Origin of the sequence: Alteromonas sp. OM2203 (assembly GCF_048517045.1) — a bacterium.
Taxonomy (GTDB): domain Bacteria; phylum Pseudomonadota; class Gammaproteobacteria; order Enterobacterales; family Alteromonadaceae; genus Alteromonas; species Alteromonas gracilis.
The window spans coordinates 1,007,303-1,023,651 of the sequence record NZ_CP183209.1; the positions used below are offsets into that span (position 1 = coordinate 1,007,303).

The 16,349-nt window shown below is 45.6% G+C and carries 13 protein-coding genes; 7 read left to right on the forward strand and 6 right to left on the reverse strand.

Annotation, left to right across the window (positions count from 1 at the left end; all coding sequences use genetic code 11):
* Positions 1 to 206: 206 nt before the first annotated feature.
* The 4 genes from ACM0P2_RS04545 to mutS all read right to left on the reverse strand — a co-directional run bounded on the left by ACM0P2_RS04545 (position 207) and on the right by mutS (position 6,810).
* A complete protein-coding gene (locus tag ACM0P2_RS04545; RefSeq protein ID WP_159118537.1) occupies positions 207 to 941 on the reverse strand; it encodes a hypothetical protein in 735 nt (244 codons plus the stop codon).
* A gap of 145 nt (positions 942 to 1,086) precedes the next feature.
* Positions 1,087 to 2,379: a phosphopyruvate hydratase gene (gene eno / locus ACM0P2_RS04550; RefSeq protein WP_159118516.1), complete on the reverse strand. Its 1,293-nt coding sequence runs from the start codon at positions 2,377 to 2,379 to the stop codon at positions 1,087 to 1,089.
* A 59-nt stretch (positions 2,380 to 2,438) separates the two neighbouring features.
* Positions 2,439 to 4,070 carry a CTP synthase gene (locus tag ACM0P2_RS04555; protein ID WP_419227374.1) on the reverse strand — a complete coding sequence of 544 codons (1,632 nt, stop codon included), beginning with the start codon at positions 4,068 to 4,070 and terminating at the stop codon, positions 2,439 to 2,441.
* Positions 4,071 to 4,206: 136 nt separating this feature from the next.
* Positions 4,207 to 6,810, reverse strand: coding sequence for a DNA mismatch repair protein MutS (mutS, locus tag ACM0P2_RS04560; protein WP_159118538.1), 2,604 nt, complete (start codon positions 6,808 to 6,810; stop codon positions 4,207 to 4,209).
* 143 nt (positions 6,811 to 6,953) lie between these two features.
* Here mutS and ACM0P2_RS04565 point away from each other — a divergent pair, with 143 nt between their 5' ends.
* The 4 genes from ACM0P2_RS04565 to ACM0P2_RS04580 all read left to right on the forward strand — a co-directional run bounded on the left by ACM0P2_RS04565 (position 6,954) and on the right by ACM0P2_RS04580 (position 10,915).
* Positions 6,954 to 7,493 (forward strand): CinA family protein, encoded by a 540-nt coding sequence (locus ACM0P2_RS04565; RefSeq protein ID WP_159118518.1) that lies wholly within the window; start codon positions 6,954 to 6,956, stop codon positions 7,491 to 7,493.
* 117 nt (positions 7,494 to 7,610) lie between these two features.
* A complete protein-coding gene (recA, locus tag ACM0P2_RS04570; RefSeq protein ID WP_159118519.1) occupies positions 7,611 to 8,657 on the forward strand; it encodes a recombinase RecA in 1,047 nt (348 codons plus the stop codon).
* A 256-nt stretch (positions 8,658 to 8,913) separates the two neighbouring features.
* The gene (locus ACM0P2_RS04575; RefSeq protein ID WP_105932322.1) at positions 8,914 to 9,735 is read left to right on the forward strand and encodes an ATP-binding cassette domain-containing protein; all 822 of its coding nucleotides are present in this window, start codon (positions 8,914 to 8,916) and stop codon (positions 9,733 to 9,735) included.
* Positions 9,719 to 10,915, forward strand: a complete 1,197-nt coding sequence (locus ACM0P2_RS04580; protein WP_419227375.1) for an ABC transporter permease — start codon at positions 9,719 to 9,721, stop codon at positions 10,913 to 10,915. The genes ACM0P2_RS04575 and ACM0P2_RS04580 overlap by 17 nt, the downstream gene beginning before the upstream one ends.
* A gap of 150 nt (positions 10,916 to 11,065) precedes the next feature.
* Here the strand turns inward: ACM0P2_RS04580 and ACM0P2_RS04585 are convergent, their stop codons facing one another.
* Together ACM0P2_RS04585 and ACM0P2_RS04590 are read right to left on the reverse strand one after the other, a co-directional pair.
* Positions 11,066 to 11,383 carry an EscU/YscU/HrcU family type III secretion system export apparatus switch protein gene (locus ACM0P2_RS04585; RefSeq protein ID WP_159118521.1) on the reverse strand — a complete coding sequence of 106 codons (318 nt, stop codon included), beginning with the start codon at positions 11,381 to 11,383 and terminating at the stop codon, positions 11,066 to 11,068.
* A gap of 11 nt (positions 11,384 to 11,394) precedes the next feature.
* A complete protein-coding gene (locus ACM0P2_RS04590; RefSeq protein ID WP_419227376.1) occupies positions 11,395 to 14,049 on the reverse strand; it encodes a flagellar hook-length control protein FliK in 2,655 nt (884 codons plus the stop codon).
* A 220-nt stretch (positions 14,050 to 14,269) separates the two neighbouring features.
* Between ACM0P2_RS04590 and ccmA the strand changes: the two genes are divergently transcribed.
* From ccmA to ACM0P2_RS04605, 3 genes are read left to right on the forward strand one after another with little or no spacing between them, the layout of a single operon-like run.
* Positions 14,270 to 14,893, forward strand: coding sequence for a cytochrome c biogenesis heme-transporting ATPase CcmA (gene ccmA, locus ACM0P2_RS04595; RefSeq protein ID WP_159118522.1), 624 nt, complete (start codon positions 14,270 to 14,272; stop codon positions 14,891 to 14,893).
* Complete coding sequence (ccmB, locus tag ACM0P2_RS04600; RefSeq protein ID WP_105932318.1) at positions 14,893 to 15,558, forward strand: heme exporter protein CcmB; 666 nt, start codon at positions 14,893 to 14,895, stop codon at positions 15,556 to 15,558. Before ccmA ends, ccmB begins: the two co-directional genes overlap by 1 nt.
* Entirely contained in the window at positions 15,558 to 16,349 is a 792-nt protein-coding gene (locus tag ACM0P2_RS04605; protein WP_120960568.1) for a heme ABC transporter permease, read from the forward strand. The genes ccmB and ACM0P2_RS04605 overlap by 1 nt, the downstream gene beginning before the upstream one ends.

Sequence of the window (16,349 nt, forward strand, 5' to 3'; positions counted from 1 at the left end):
AAGCCGTTTTTTAATTATTTAGGATGGTTATCCTAAGTTTGATGGTTTTGGAAGGGAGGGACAGAGTGTTTTTCGCTATTGATGCAGATGCTAGCCTTGTGATCGTTATTAATTAGGACGTTTGTACTAAATTGGAGTGCTGTGGGTGGTTGGTCTTTTTGGTTTTTTATGCATTTTAATTGATTTTATATGCTTATATGGCCGTGTCACCTATCAAGCAGAGTAAAGTTCTTCCAATTGATTTGAGTAGATAAACGCATTTCGCGAAGGGATAACGCACGTGGGGACCGCTTTGATTTAAAACTCCATGCATGGCCACATGATGCTGCAGTCATAATCGCCTTTGAAGGCCGCAGTAGTTTCTTGTTTTCAACTGAAAGCGCTGTAGCCTCTGAAAAATCATCGCGTTGTGTAGTTGAGTGAATACACTCCCCCGTGTTAGCGAACCACCCATTTTTGTTCAGATGAAGTTGTGTGTTGTCTTGGTTTACCATATCAATGGAATCAAGCTCAATGTGAGACCCTTCCATATTTAAAACTAAAACCGGTACAACAAGGCCGTACTTAGCGTTTTTTGTATACCAATCTTCACGTTTTTCTACATCGTCTAGATGATTAATGCCGGGACACTTCGCAGATTGCTTGGCATACCAACTTCCATTATGAGTATCTGTTTTTAGGGGAGATGGATTAATTGTGTTGCCGTTATTTACCATATATCGAGCAATGGCTTTTACGTGGTATGGAAGCCCGCCCATTCGGCGTCTAAGTAATGACAAGTTTTTTATCTCACTATGAGCGAGAGAGATGATTTCTCTTTCATACAGAGCAGTACATATTTCATTGAATTGAGGGTGGCTTCCGCCGAGCTCACCAGCGTCGCTGAAAAAGCCAACTTGAGCATTGGGAGTGGAGTGGGAAAGTTCGTCGCCTTGAGCCATCGGGGTTTTCAAATGCCTTTCTAAAGTTCTCTAACCCTAGCAAGATTCGGCGCTTGATGCTACATGGTTTCATCAAGCAGAGCGAAAAATAGACACAAAAAAGCCGCTATCTAAAGCGGCTTTTTATCATTTTTGAAGACGTTAATTATTGACCTTTGATTTCGCTAAGGCCTTTGTAAGTTGCAGCGTCACCTAGCGCTTCTTCAATGCGAAGAAGTTGGTTGTACTTAGCAACGCGGTCAGAACGGCATAGTGAACCCGTTTTGATTTGGCCCGCCGCTGTACCTACTGCTAGGTCGGCAATAGTGGCGTCTTCAGTTTCACCAGAACGGTGAGAGATAACCGCTGTAAAGCCCGCATCTTTCGCCATTTTAATAGCGTTAAGGGTCTCAGTTAGTGAACCGATTTGGTTGAACTTGATAAGGATTGAGTTACCAATGCCGTTATCAATACCGCGCTTAAGAATTTTAGTGTTAGTTACAAACAAGTCGTCACCAACAAGCTGTACTTTGTCACCAATCTTCTTAGTAAGGCTTGCCCAGCCGTCCCAGTCGCTCTCGTCTAGGCCGTCTTCAATAGAAACAATTGGGTACTGGGAAGAAAGGTCAGCAAGGTAGTCGCCAAACGCTTCTGAATCGAAGCTCTTGTCTTCGCCTGAAAGTACGTATTTGCCTTCTTTGTAGAATTCAGACGCCGCACAGTCAAGCGCTAGCGTGATGTCTTCATTCATTTTGTAGCCAGCATTTTCAACAGCTTCAACGATAACGGCTAGTGCTTCAGCGTTTGAGCTAAGGTTAGGCGCAAAACCACCTTCGTCACCAACCGCTGTGTTTAAACCTTTAGCAGAAAGTACTTTCTTAAGTGCGTGGAAGATTTCTGCACCCATACGAAGTGCTTCTTTAAAGCTCTTCGCGCCAACAGGCTGAACCATGAACTCTTGAATATCTACGTTGTTGTCAGCGTGCTCGCCACCATTGATGATGTTCATCATAGGTACTGGCATAGAGTATTGGCCAGATGTACCGTTTAGGTCTGCAATGTGCTCGTAAAGCGCTACGCCTTTCTCAGCTGCAGCTGCTTTCGCTACAGCAAGAGAAACGGCAAGGATTGCGTTTGCGCCAAGGGTCTCTTTGTTTTCTGTGCCATCAAGGTCAATCATGATGCCGTCGATATCAGCTTGCGCTAGTGCGTCTTTACCGATAAGTGCTGGCGCGATGGTATCGTTAACTGCTGCAACTGCCTTTGTTACACCTTTACCTAGGTAACGAGACTTGTCGCCGTCGCGTAATTCTAGTGCTTCGCGGCTACCAGTAGACGCACCAGATGGTGCTGCAGCTCGGCCCATTACGCCTGATTCTAAGTATACATCTGCTTCTACAGTAGGGTTTCCGCGTGAATCTAAGATTTCGCGTCCGATAATGCGACTAATTTTCGCCATGTTTTTTCCTCAACAATTGAATGGGGTGCAACGGGAGAGAGCACCCCTTTTATTAGAAATTAGTGATTTTCTTTCTGGTATTTTCCTGCCGCAGCAACGAAACCAGTGAATAATGGGTGTCCATCCCGAGGAGTTGACGTGAACTCAGGGTGGAATTGGCCCGCAATGAACCAAGGATGATCAGGGATTTCCACCACTTCTACAAGTCGCTTGTCAGTGGACAAACCACTTACCTTTAATCCCGCCGCTTCGATTTGGTCGCGCAGGTTGTTGTTCACTTCGTAACGGTGACGGTGGCGCTCATAAATTTCAGCGTTGCCATACATCTCATGAACTTTTGTGCCTTCAATAAGGTGACAAAGCTGGCTGCCCAAGCGCATGGTACCGCCTAAATCTGATGTTTCAGTTCGCACTTCGGTCGTGCCCGCAGCATCTAACCACTCAGTGATGAGACCGACAACAGGGAAAGGTGTTTCAGGGTCAAACTCTGTGCTGTTCGCGTTTTCCATTTCAGCAACATTGCGTGCGTATTCGATGAGAGCTACTTGCATACCTAAACAAATGCCAAGGTAAGGAACTTTGTTTTCACGGGCATAGCGGGCTGCGGCAATTTTACCTTCAATGCCACGTTCACCAAAACCTCCAGGTACCAAGATAGCATCTAACTGCTCTAGAATTTGGGTGCCTTTGCTTTCTACATCTTGTGAATCAATATGGTGGATGTTCACAGTTAGGCGGTTTTTGAGCCCTGCGTGTTTGAGCGCTTCATTAACAGACTTGTAGGCGTCAGGTAGCTCTACATACTTGCCTACCATACCAATGTTTACTTCAGCGGTAGGGTTTGACTCAGCGTAAAGCACTTGTTCCCACTCAGATAAGTCGGCTTCTTCACACTCAAGGCCAAAGCGGTCAACCACAAGCTGATCCATGCCTTGTGCTTTAAGTGCAGCTGGAATGCGATAAATGCTGTCTACGTCTTTCAAAGAGATAACAGCTTTGTCAGCAACATTAGTGAAAAGCGCAATTTTAGAGCGCTCGCTCGCCGGCAGTGCTCCCACTGAGCGACAAACAAGAATATCTGGCTGAATACCAATAGAACGCAGTTCTTTTACTGAATGTTGCGTAGGCTTAGTTTTTACTTCACCTGATGCTGGCATGTAAGGTACTAACGTTAAGTGCATGAACATAGCGCGCTCACGGCCGACTTCGGTACCAAGCTGACGAATAGCTTCCAAGAATGGTTGTGACTCGATGTCACCTACGGTTCCGCCCACTTCCACAATAGCCACATCATGACCTTCAGCACCTTCAATCACGCGGCGCTTAATTTCATTGGTAATATGAGGGATAACCTGAATGGTTGCGCCTAAGTAATCACCGCGACGCTCGCGCTTCAGTACTTCTTCATATACCCGGCCGGTTGTGAAGTTGTTGCGCTTAGTCATACGGGTGCGAATAAAACGCTCATAATGACCAAGATCGAGGTCGGTCTCTGCGCCGTCATCGGTAACAAATACTTCACCATGCTGAATAGGGCTCATTGTGCCTGGGTCGACGTTGATATAGGGGTCGAGCTTTAACATGGTAACGGTGAGACCGCGAGCTTCAAGAATTGCGGCTAACGATGCTGCAGCAATACCTTTACCTAGCGATGAAACTACACCACCGGTGACGAAAATATAATTTGTCATGCGAAACCTAGAACGTTTGGGTTGTATGATAAATATAGGCTGAGTTTAGAACAAAACCAGCTACACTTTGGACGGGGCGATAGTATACGCAAAATCATGTGGGCAGACAATCAATTTGCCCACATGATGCACAATTTTACGATTGGCTTAAGCGCTTGAGTGTGTATATGAGGTCAAGTGCTTGGCGCGGTGACAACTCATCGGGTGATAAGTTTTCAAGGGCTTCTACCACGGGGTGCGGTTTGTCAGGAAAAAGCATCTCCGCTTGGCCTTTAGCTTTAGACCCGTTGCTGGCGGAGGTTTTCGCCTTGCTCATTGGTGCCGTCGGCTTGTCTTGCACGTCTTCTGACACACTTTCGCCATTTATCATAAGGTGTGATGATTCTAATACGGACAGCTTTTGTTGGGCCGCTTTTATCACTGCTTTTGGCACGCCAGCAAGCTGAGCGACTTGTAAACCAAAACTCTTGCTAGCAGCGCCCTCAGAGACGGTATGCATAAAGCGTATGGTATCTTCAAACTCCATCGCATCTAAGTGCACGTTTACGACGCCGCTTTGCGTTTCTGGAAGTTCAGTAAGTTCGAAGTAATGCGTCGCAAAAAGCGTATAAGCGTTAAGCTGCTTCGCCAAATAACTCGCGCAGGCCCATGCTAGCGACAAACCATCATAGGTACTTGTACCACGACCTATTTCATCCATTAATACCAGCGAGTTTTCGGTAGCATTATTAAGAATATTTGCCGTTTCCGTCATCTCAACCATAAAGGTAGAGCGGCCAGAGGCTAGATCGTCTGAAGCACCAATACGGGTGAAAATTCTATCAAGCTTTCCGATGTGAGCATTTTCTGCAGGCACAAAACTGCCAATGCATGCCAACAAGGCAATCAGCGCGGTTTGGCGCATATAGGTTGATTTACCGCCCATGTTCGGTCCGGTTATGATCAGCATGCGGCGCTCGGAGTCAAGCTGAAGCGGGTTCGCAATGAAAGGGTTTTTCATCACATTTTCAACCACAGGATGGCGACCGGCGTCATAGGTAAGTGCGCATTCTTGACTTAAATGTGGGCGATGCCAGTCAAGGGATACAGCACGTTCTGCAAAACAGCACAGCACGTCGAGCTTGGCTAGTGCTGCGGCGGTTTCTATTAAATTGTTAAGGTAAGGTGCAAAGTTGTCGAACAAGGCTTCATAAAGCTGCTTTTCTAGCGTAAGCGCAGCGCCTTGACTGCTGAGCACTTTATCTTCGTGTTCTTTAAGTTCAGGCGTTATGTAACGTTCCGTGTTTTTAAGGGTTTGTCTGCGGATATATTCTGCAGGTGCTAGAGCACTGTTAGCTCGGCTAATTTCAATGAAGAACCCGTGTACTCGGTTATAACCTACTTTTAATGTAGAAATTCCCGTGCGTTCTCGCTCTCGCTGCTCCATGGCGTCTAGATAGTCAGTTGCGCCTTGCGATAGCTTACGCAGTTCGTCAAGCTCTGCGTTGTAGCCCTCGGCAATCACGCCACCGTCCCTTATAACTACAGGAGGATTGTCGATAATAGCTTCGTTCAGCAGGGCTTGAAGCTCAGGGTAAGTGCCAATAGTTTCGCTAATGCTTTTAACTTGCCCTGTATCGAATCGACCAAGTGCATCTTGTAAATCTGGCAGGGCATTAAACGCATTTTTTAACCGCGCAAAGTCGCGAGGTCTGGCTGAGCGAAGCGCTAATCGCGCCATAATGCGCTCGATATCACCAATGTGCTTTAACGCGGTGCGAATATCTTCAGGGTCATCGTTAATGAAAGTTTCAACAGCATCTAAGCGGCTGTGAAGTTCATGTTGATCAGTCAAAGGCGAATGAATAACGCGCTGTAACATGCGGCTACCCATAGCTGTAGTGGTGGTGTCCATCACGCTAAACAGGGTATTTTCCTGGCCACCCGACAAATTATGGGTAAGTTCTAAATTTCGGCGAGTGGCCGCATCTAACTGCACGCGGCTGTCTTGCTGTTCGGTCTGAATGCGGCGTATATGCGGCAGGGCGGTGCGCTGGGTATCCTTTACATATTGTAAAACACAGCCCGCGGCGCCTAAGCCTTTAGTGACGCCTTTTATACCAAAGCCTTCTAATGTTTTAGTTTCGAACTGAGCGTTTAACTGCTCTGTGGCAGTCTCAATGTCGAATTCCCATTCCGGGCGGCGTCTAAGCCCTTTGCGGTTTTCTATAAGTGATAAACTTTCAAATCCTTCTGGATAAAGCAGTTCCGCAGGGTTTACTCGCTGTATTTCAGCTAATAGGCCTTCATCACTATCGCTCTCGAAAATAACAAAGCGACCGCTAGTAACATCTAACGTTGCCAAGCCATAATGCATGCTGTGACCGCACACAGCGGCAAGAATATTATCACGGCGCTCTTCCAAAAGAGCTTCGTCGGTAACTGTACCAGGCGTAACGATACGCTGTACTGCACGCTCAACAGGGCCTTTACTAGTGGCTGGGTCGCCTACCTGTTCGCAGATAGCAACCGATTCACCCATTTTCACTAAGCGTGACAGGTAGCTTTCTACGGCGTGATAAGGCACACCTGCCATGGGAATGGGTTCACCACCAGATTTTCCTCTGGCTGTTAATGAAATATCCAGTAATTCAGCAGCTTTTTTGGCATCGTCGTAAAACAACTCATAAAAGTCGCCCATGCGATAAAACAGTAAAATATTAGGATGCTGCGCCTTAATAGTCAGGTATTGGCGCATCATAGGAGTATGTGATTCCAAAAAATGCCTCTGCGAATTTGTTGCTGGGTTTAATGCCTGTTGAGGGGAATAAATGATAAACTCACGCCCACTAAGATCAAGCGAAGATCTGATAAAGCACAACAGGTGTAATTAGGTATATCTAAATGAGCACAACATTTTCAACTGATTCGACAGCAAACGCCACCCCTTTAACACTTGATAGCGCATTATCTGCGCAAGTCCATGTGTTGGGTGACGCACTCAGGAGCAAAGGTTGGACCGTATCGAGCGCCGAGTCGTGTACGGGCGGAGGAGTCGCTTTTGCTTTTACCAGTGTGGCTGGCAGTTCTGATTGGTTTAACCAATCCTGGGTGACGTACTCTAATGACGCAAAGCAAAGCGTTCTGGGCGTAACAGAACACACGTTAAAAGAGTACGGCGCGGTGTCGAAGCAAACGGTGAAAGAAATGGCTGAAGGCGTGCGCCGTAACAGCGGAGCGCAACTCGTTGTAACGGTTAGCGGCATTGCCGGCCCTGGCGGTGGCAGCGACGCAAAACCGGTGGGCACTGTTTGGTTTGGCTTTTTGTGTGGGGAGCACGAAGTGCAAATCAAACAGGTTTTCAGCGGCGATCGCGACGAAGTTCGCCAACACGCTATTAGCTTTGCCATTACTCAGTTAATTAAAATGTTGAGTGAAAATTAAAAACACTGGTTGAAACTGTATGCTTGTACAGTATAGAATGTGATCATTATTTGGTAATTTCAAAGATATGGAAAACACCAATACAGAATTTAACCGCAAATCCTAGAGGATACTTACGTGGACGATAACAAATCAAAAGCTTTAACCGCCGCAGTTGGCCAAATTGAAAAGCAATTTGGTAAAGGCGCTATCATGCGCTTAGGCGATAACCAAGCCATGGATATTGAAGCGATTTCTACTGGCTCACTTACCATTGATATCGCTCTAGGTATAGGCGGTTTGCCATGTGGACGTGTTGTTGAAATCTACGGGCCAGAATCATCAGGTAAAACCACGCTAACACTTCAAGTTATTGCTGAAGCGCAGAAGAAGGGCAAAACTTGTGCGTTCGTAGATGCTGAGCACGCCCTAGACCCTGTATACGCTGAAAAGCTAGGTGTAAACATTGACGAACTATTAGTTTCTCAGCCTGACACTGGTGAGCAAGCACTAGAAATTTGCGACATGCTAGTACGCTCAGGTGCGGTAGATGTTGTTATTGTTGACTCGGTAGCAGCGCTTACGCCTAAAGCGGAAATTGAAGGTGACATGGGTGACTCTCACGTTGGTCTGCAGGCACGTCTAATGTCACAAGCATTGCGTAAGCTTACAGGTAATATCAAGCGCTCAAATACACTGTGTATCTTCATTAACCAGATTCGTATGAAGATTGGTGTTATGTTTGGTAACCCAGAAACCACTACTGGTGGTAACGCGCTTAAGTTCTATTCTTCAGTGCGCTTAGACATTCGCCGTATTGGTGCAGTTAAAGAAGGCGACGAGGTAGTAGGTAACGAAACCCGCGTGAAGGTAGTGAAGAACAAAGTTGCGCCTCCGTTTAAGCAAGCCGAATTCATGATCCGCTACGGTGAAGGTATCAGTAAAGAAGCAGAGCTTATCGACCTGGGTGTTAAGCAAAAGCTTGTTGATAAAGCCGGTGCCTGGTACAGCTATAAGGGTGATCGTATTGGTCAAGGTAAAGCAAACGTAATGAAGTACCTTAAAGAACACCCTGAAATAGCGAACGAGATTGAAACGAAAATTCGTCAAGAACTACTGCTTCCAAAAACAGTGAAAGCCGAAGAAGTGGTTGCTACGCAAGAAGACGACGCTCTTCCCGAGTAAGAACAGCGCGTTAGTTTTTAGAAACCCACCTTACGGTGGGTTTTTTTATGCCTCATGCCTGTATTAATTTGTGGGACATATTTACTAACATTTATTATAAGCGTGAAACTTGTACTGCGAAAAAAAAGAGGGAATGCTGTAATAAAGTTAAGCACGTACAGACTATAAAAATAAATAAGGCCTACTTTGCTTTTTGTGCAAATAAGCCCACAATAATAATGAACAGCCAACTGTTTATCTAAAAAGAGGAAAGGGAATGATTGAAATATCAGGTCTCGCAAAGCGCTTTACGGTGGAAAACCCAAAAAAGCTTAGCGAACAAGAGAAGAAGGACCCACGTTTAAAAGGTCGTTATTTCCAATCAGTAAGGGATGTATCTTTTACTTGCGACAAAGGGCAGGTTCTGGGACTACTTGGTCCTAACGGAGCGGGTAAAACCACCACATTACGCATGCTTTCAACGGCGCTTAAACCAGACAGTGGTAAAGTGCTTATTGGTGGTGAAGATGTATTGACTAACCCGAATATTGCGAGAAAGAAGATTGGTTTTCTTTCCAGCTCCACAGGTCTATACGGTCGTTTAAGCGGGCGTGAAAATATTAGCTACTTCGGAGAGTTACACGGCATTTCTAAAAATGTGATTAATGCCCGTATCGAGGAGTTAGCTGATTTGCTAGATATGCAAACCTTTCTAGATAGACGTGCCGAAAATTTCTCCTCAGGCATGAAGCAAAAAGTGTCTATTGCGCGTGCGGTCATTCACGAACCGGAACTGGTGGTTCTTGATGAGCCTACTACTGGCCTTGATATTATGGCGACCAGTACAGTAATGGAGTTCATTCAGCGCCTTAAAAATAAAGGTACGCCGGTGATTTTTTCAACTCACCATCTCGACGAGGTCCAAGCGCTTTGCGACAAGGTAACGGTTATTAACCAAGGTGAAACCGTGTTTAACGATTCGCTTGCGGCATTTAGCGCGTTGTCTGGTGACGAAGTATCTGGCGGGCAAATGCATAAGAGCTTTCTAAAAACACTCTCAATGGATGCTAAGGAGATGGGTAATGTGGTTAATCTTTAAAAAGGAATTCAAAGAGCTATTACGCGATAAGAAAACCATCATATTCATGATTGGTCTACCGCTTTTATTGTTTCCAGCCATTTTTGGCGTGGCCTTTTTCTTTATGAGTTCTGCAGCAGATAAAGCGGAAAACGAAGTGCTCAAATACGCAATCGTTGGTGAGGCTTATGCACCTGCAATTGTGCAGTCCTTTAATAGTGCCTCTGATAAGTTTGAATCAGTTCCAATAGGCAATGAGACTGACTATGCCAAGCTCATTAAGAACGAGACCCTAGACTTCGTATTGGTTATCCCTGAAACCTTTGACAGTGATGTTTTGAATTCAGGTCAGCATAAGATTGCCCTTTATCTCAACGATGCAGGCCTAAATAAAGTCATGGGGCGTGTTTCTGAGATTATTGATGAGTATACCGATGCATTTCAGCAGGCGGCTTTTGCTCAGCTTAATCTTGATGAGACACAACAGGAAGCACTATTGCAACCTATTAAAATTGAAAAGCAGAACGTTGCTGACGATCGCGAGGTATGGGGTGAACGACTTGGAGGCATGCTGCCTTACTTCATCTTTATACTGTGTTTACAAGGAGCAATGGCCCCTGCAGCAGACTTAGGAGCAGGTGAAAAAGAAAGAGGCACATTAGAAACCTTGCTTATTTCACCTATGGATCGCCACAAACTAGTGCTAGGTAAATTCTTTACGGTGGCAGCAGCAGGTATTGTAACAGCGCTCATAACGGTTTCCTCCATGGCATTATGGGGGCTGGTGCTATCGCAAGGCATGGCCGTTGAATTTGTGGTAAAGATAATGTCTATGATTGGTCTTGTAGACTTCTTGTTGATCTTCTTAATGTTGGTGCCTGTGGTGGCTGTATTTGCAGCTGTATTATTATCGCTATCTATTTATGCCCGCTCCTTTAAAGAAGCGCAAAGCTATATGGGTTCGCTCATTATGGTGGTTATCTTCCCTGTTATCATTGCAATGATGCCAGGCGTAGAGCTTAAAGGCGGTTGGGTTTGGGTGCCGCTAACTAACGTTGCTCTTGCGATGAAAGAGTTGTTTAAAGGCACCATGGATTATTTTGCGCTGTTTGGTATTTTTACCTCAACTGCAGTAATCGCAACAGGGCTGATTTTCTTCTGCATCCATTGGTTCAACAAAGAAAAAGTACTCTTTAGATAGTTTCAAGAAATTTAAAGAACTTGTATAAGAGCTCGCCTTCAGCGAGCTCTTATACATAAAAAAGGAATGGCACCAAATAAAGTCAATAGTCATCTCATTTTCAAAAAGGTCTAGTGAGGCGACATCAATCATCGGGCTTTGTTTCACATGTCACACTTCAAAATCCACTCGTTTAATAATACCTTCCCACCCGGGAGGAATTTTTCCTTGCAACACGTAAGAATAAGCAAGGAGCTCTGCAATTACGTAATAGAGTGATTCAGGAATATCTTGCCCTACGTCGAGTGTAGCGAGCACTTCACTTAAATAGGGATCTTCGTGAATTAGTATCCCAGTTTCCTCAGCCATAGCAATGATTGCTTCGGCTAAACCCCCATAGCCTTTAGCGACTACTTTTGGTGCATTTTTTTTGTCTCCACCTGCGTATTTAAGACCAATGGCACGTTTTGTTTTTTGTGAGTCAGTCATAAATTACACGCTTATACCCGAGTTTCGAAAATTTGGTGGGGACGGGAGTTGAGGGTTTCAGGAATGTGTCCCCGCTGGTAGCTCGTGCTGTCAACTGTAAGTCCGAGGGAGGTTAGCCGGCGCTTTAAGTAGGGCAGAGTGTCACTTATTCGCTTTAATACTTCGTCGCTGGATGCATATAGGTCTAACGTTATTGTGTTTTTATCAATTTTAGACTTCGCCAGAACTTGGCCGCTGTCACCAATATCTAGCTTCATCGTAATATTCCAAAGAGAGCGCTGTCCCGCTTGTACGCTTTTATGGTTTGGCCCTCCTTGCTCGCGCTTTATTAGAAGCTCTGGCGGAGAGTGATGTTGTGAAAGCGATGGCAAAATGTAGTAAAAATTGTCTTGCCCTTGAATACGGCTGTCAACGTTGGCTATTTTGTTTTGCTGGTGACTACTAAGTAAGGTTTTAAGTTGTGCCAGTAGCTGCTGCCGGCCGTCTAACTGATTTATGTCTTGGCTAACTCGGCTAGGCTGTGAGGTTACCCCCATATTAGCCAATGTTTTTGAAACAACGGAGTCTGGCGCATCTATTTGTGTTTTTAAACTTGGCTGTCTCTGCATCGCGCGACCAGCTAACGCAAGTTGAACTAAAGCAACAAGCCCCTGAATGAAATTAGATGAGTTTACCGGTGAAGTTAAACTTAAAGGGGTTGTAACAAGTGTTTGGGTGGATATGAGCTGCTGCAATCGTTGTGATAAACTTTGTTCATTCATATCGGCTACTACTTTTCTTGACGACGTTTTCATTTCTTCGTCAGCCGTTAAGGTTTCACTAGCTGGGCCTTCAATTGCGTTTGGATTAGCATGAGGCGAGCTTGTATCAGAAATAGTGGGGGGCGCGCCTAAAGATTTATTTTGTGAAGCGGTTAACTGCTGGATAATGTTGGAAAGCAAGCTGCTCGACAAGCCTTTAGCTTGGCCACTTAACGCCTGAGCAAGCGCTGCAAGAGAAGATTTACCTGCGTTGTCTTTTACTAAGTTGCTCTGCTCGGCGAGTTTATCGACATTAATAGTATCCTTCGCTTGTGAGGTAGTGCCTTTAAGTGTAGACGACAGTTGCTCATTAGATGGTTTGGGGGGGCCAACAAAATCTTGAATAGATACCTTAATTTGAGAGGGCTTAGCATTGAGTGCGTCTAGGCCTTTTAAATGCTGCAGGATTTTATCAAAATGTTGAGCATTGGATACGCCCTTGTTTGGCGGTAACCTTCCGTTCTCCACAATAGCGATTAACTCGCTTAGCGCCTTATTTGTGTTACCCGTTTGACTGAGCAATATCCGTGAGAGTGTTGTGATGGCATTGTGAACATCACTACCCTTAAGCTGTGTAGGAGCTTCACTTCGGAGGTTTGAGATAGACGGCGAAACAATGGTGTCACTTCTCCCCAGTCCGTTTTCCGCCCCTATCCCTATTCCGTTGGGAAGTTGTGAAAGATTCAGTCTATTCACTTGGTCATTTGTCAAAACAGGAATAGAGGGTGGGGAAATGCTGCTTGTTGATAAGCTTATTTGCACCAGCGCGTTTTGTTGAGCTGTGCGTGTTGTTAGCTTACCGTCCGACAACGTCAGCGCAGAAAGCGCTTTTAGTACATTTGCTTCAGTACCTGAGTTTTGCAGTAGCGCACTGAGACGGGCCGAGTTTTTTGCGCTGTGCTCTACTACAACTCCCCCTTGGCTAAGTGCCTTTTCAATGAGTGTATGTTGTAAGTTGGTGCTTACATTTTTATGTGTGGCCACAGCGACTTTATTTGCGCTACCAGTGTTGTTGGTGAAAAAGTCTTGAACGCGACTATCAGTATTTAGACTGCTGCTTGCAGCAAGATGAGTTTGAGAAATTTGTAAAACGACACTGCCGTTACTTGTTCGACTGAGCCCCAGTACTACCTGCTGACCAATTAACTTTTGAAGCGCCGCCTTGGCACTGCTATCAGCTTTTTCCGTATTTATATCGGTAAGAGGCACAGCTTGTTCTTTCGATGTAGCAAGCATGAGTTGCCCAAAGCTTTCATTTTTTGTTGAAATAAAAAGCTTGCCCTTGAGCGTTACGGCTGCGTTGTTCGCGGCAAGAGCCTGAGCTACGGCTTTGAGTAATTCAGCTTTATCTTGTGCTGATAACGACACACTTTGTTGAGATAAACTAGTAGAGAGCAGCACAGCTGATGGTGCGTTCGACTGTCCTTGAGGGGCTCTTTCAGAGCTGTTTGGGGCTCGAGAAGCAGTAGGTTGAGGCAAAAGAGCAAGTTGTGCGTTATTCATCGCTTGCTTGGAAAGTTTAGCGCCTACCTCTTTGGGCAACACTACATTCAGTGTTTGTGCGGTTACTGATGGAGCGTTGTTCGACGATGTACTTATCGATAGCACTCGTTCAGGTAATCGTTCCACGACTACTTTTACGCCATTATCGATTGCTACAGCCCGTGACAGTGCAGCGTTTGCAGCAGCCGGAGGCGTACTTCCGCTTCCTACTTGATTAGCGGCACCGGCGTTTCCGCTTAACTGTGAGGACGCGGAGGTAGATGCAGAAGGGCCGCTTGACTGGCTCAAAGCTGCAGCCAAAAGTGATGATAGTGGTGTTGTCATAGTTGAGATATCGGCACGTTCGCGCTTTTCCTTACTCATTTCAGTATAGCAAAGCGCGTGAGAGCTGTTCCGCAACAAAAAAGCTCGTAAAAGAGCGCAGCGAAAGAATTCGTCCTTAAGTGGGAATTGCTTCAGGAAAAACGCCTTTGTTGTTGAAGTAAATCATATTTAATTGGAATTCGCGACTGCGAAAAAGCGTTCATGTGGTAGACTAGCGCCATTTTTCAGAACCTATTTTTTGGTCGGGAGTAGCTAGGCAGTGTTAGAGGCGTGCGGCTTAACGTGCAGCAAACGAGACAGAACCCTATTTGAAGGGCTTTCGCTAGTGATAAATGCTGGCGAACTACTGTATCTGCGTGGCCCTAATGGTGCTGGAAAGACTAGCTTACTTCGTATTCTAACAGCGCTAAGTGAACCTGAACTAGGTACCGTTTTATATAATGGAATAGACATATCAAAAGATAAATCAGGCTACTACCAAGCGCTTTTTTATCTTGGTCATAAAAGCGGCACTAACGGAAGCCTTTCAGCTTTAGATAATTTGTCTTTTTGGTTAGCGCAGCACAAGGTGTCTGTGGACGTTAATGCGCTTTACGACGTGTTGGAGAAAGTAGGTCTAGTTGGACTTGAAGATGTTCCAGTTCGATATCTCTCTGCAGGGCAACAGCGTCGCGTAGCGCTTTCACGATTGTGGTTAAAGCCTGCCAAGGTTTGGATACTCGATGAGCCTTTTACTGCCCTAGATGTAAAAGGGATCCACATGCTTGAATCAAGTATGAAAGATCATGTCGCCAAGGGCGGCCTCATTGTTACTACTTCTCATCAGCCATTATCTGAAACCGCGGGTAAACACCGTGTATTTGATTTGGAGTACCGGTTCTGATGTCGCTCTATCACGGAATCTTTAAACGTGACATGCAAATTGCGTTTAAGCAAAAAGCAGAATTGGTGCAGCCACTGATGTTCTTACTCATGGTGGTAACATTGTTTCCTTTAGGAGTGAGCCCGTCTCCTGATACCCTCCAGCGCATTGGGCCTGGAGTGATTTGGATTGCTGCAATTTTGTCTTCTCTCATGGCGATGGAAAGGCTATTTCGGGATGACTTTCAGGATGGTTCGCTAGAGCAATACATACTCTCGGGTATGGCATTACCTGCCGTGAGCGCGGTAAAAGTCGCTGCTCATTGGCTGGTTAGTTTTGTTCCTCTATTGCTGTTGTCGCCGCTGCTAGCCATGTTTTTAAATTTAACAGTCGATATGTATGTCGCGCTTGTTCTAACTTTGTTGCTGGGTACACCATTGCTTTCCTTAATTGGCGCCATCGCTGTAGGGCTAACCGTAGGATTACAAAAAGGCGGAGTACTGTTGGCGTTGCTACTCATCCCTGTCTTTATTCCGTTACTGATATTTGCCACGTCGGCTGTGGATTCTGCCGCACTGCAATTACCTTATCACGCGCAACTTGCTATTATCGCCGCCATGCTTTTACTGGCCACAGCATTAGCGCCGTTTGCCATAGCGTATTCTTTAAAAGTGAGTCAAAACTAATGTGGAAGTGGTTACACCCTTACGCTAAAACAGAGCGAGCATATCAGCTTTGTTTAACATTACAGCCTTGGTTTTGGGCTGGTGCATTACTTTGTTTGAGCATAGGCACCGTTTGGGGGCTAGCATTCGCGCCTCAAGATTATCAACAAGGAGATTCATTTCGAATCATCTATATTCATGTGCCTAGCGCTATCTTGTCGATGGGGACCTATGTTGCTATGGCGATAGCAGCCCTAGTAGGTATGGTGTGGCAGTGGCGCACTGCCTATATGAGTATGATTGCCATGGCCCCAATTGGCGCAGTAATGACATTTATAGCGCTCTTTACCGGTGCAGCTTGGGGTAAGCCCATGTGGGGCGCTTGGTGGGTGTGGGATGCACGTCTTACCTCGGAGCTTATTTTATTGTTTTTGTACATGGGGGTTATTGCCCTTTATGGCGCATTTGAAGATAAGCAACAAGCAGGTAAAGCCGCAGGCGTGATGGCACTTGTAGGTGTGGTAAACATCCCTATTATTCATTATTCAGTGGAATGGTGGAACACATTGCATCAAGGAGCCACCATTAGTAAATTCGACAACCCGTCAATTGCGCCAGAGATGCTGTGGCCGTTGTTAATTAACCTTTTAGGTTTTGCTTTTTTTATTGGTGCGGTGACCACAGTGCGCCTTCGCAATGAAATAGTATTACGGGAAATGCACAGGCCTTGGGTACAAACGCTTGCTAAACAGCAGCTAGCCAATACACAGCAAAAAAGAGCAGCCAACCAAAATATGACGGAGGGCAATTAG

Excerpts from the sequence above, each read along its gene's own strand:
- ACM0P2_RS04545 (WP_159118537.1), bottom strand. The coding sequence starts at position 941 with ATGGCTCAAGGCGACGAACTTTCCCACTCCACTCCCAATGCTCAAGTT.
- eno (WP_159118516.1), bottom strand. The coding sequence starts at position 2,379 with ATGGCGAAAATTAGTCGCATTATCGGACGCGAAATCTTAGATTCACGC.
- ACM0P2_RS04555 (WP_419227374.1), bottom strand. The coding sequence starts at position 4,070 with ATGACAAATTATATTTTCGTCACCGGTGGTGTAGTTTCATCGCTAGGT.
- mutS (WP_159118538.1), bottom strand. The coding sequence starts at position 6,810 with ATGATGCGCCAATACCTGACTATTAAGGCGCAGCATCCTAATATTTTA.
- ACM0P2_RS04565 (WP_159118518.1), top strand. The coding sequence starts at position 6,954 with ATGAGCACAACATTTTCAACTGATTCGACAGCAAACGCCACCCCTTTA.
- ACM0P2_RS04575 (WP_105932322.1), top strand. The coding sequence starts at position 8,914 with ATGATTGAAATATCAGGTCTCGCAAAGCGCTTTACGGTGGAAAACCCA.
- ACM0P2_RS04580 (WP_419227375.1), top strand. The coding sequence starts at position 9,719 with ATGTGGTTAATCTTTAAAAAGGAATTCAAAGAGCTATTACGCGATAAG.
- ACM0P2_RS04585 (WP_159118521.1), bottom strand. The coding sequence starts at position 11,383 with ATGACTGACTCACAAAAAACAAAACGTGCCATTGGTCTTAAATACGCA.
- ACM0P2_RS04590 (WP_419227376.1), bottom strand. The coding sequence starts at position 14,049 with ATGAGTAAGGAAAAGCGCGAACGTGCCGATATCTCAACTATGACAACA.
- ccmB (WP_105932318.1), top strand. The coding sequence starts at position 14,893 with ATGTCGCTCTATCACGGAATCTTTAAACGTGACATGCAAATTGCGTTT.
- ACM0P2_RS04605 (WP_120960568.1), top strand. The coding sequence starts at position 15,558 with ATGTGGAAGTGGTTACACCCTTACGCTAAAACAGAGCGAGCATATCAG.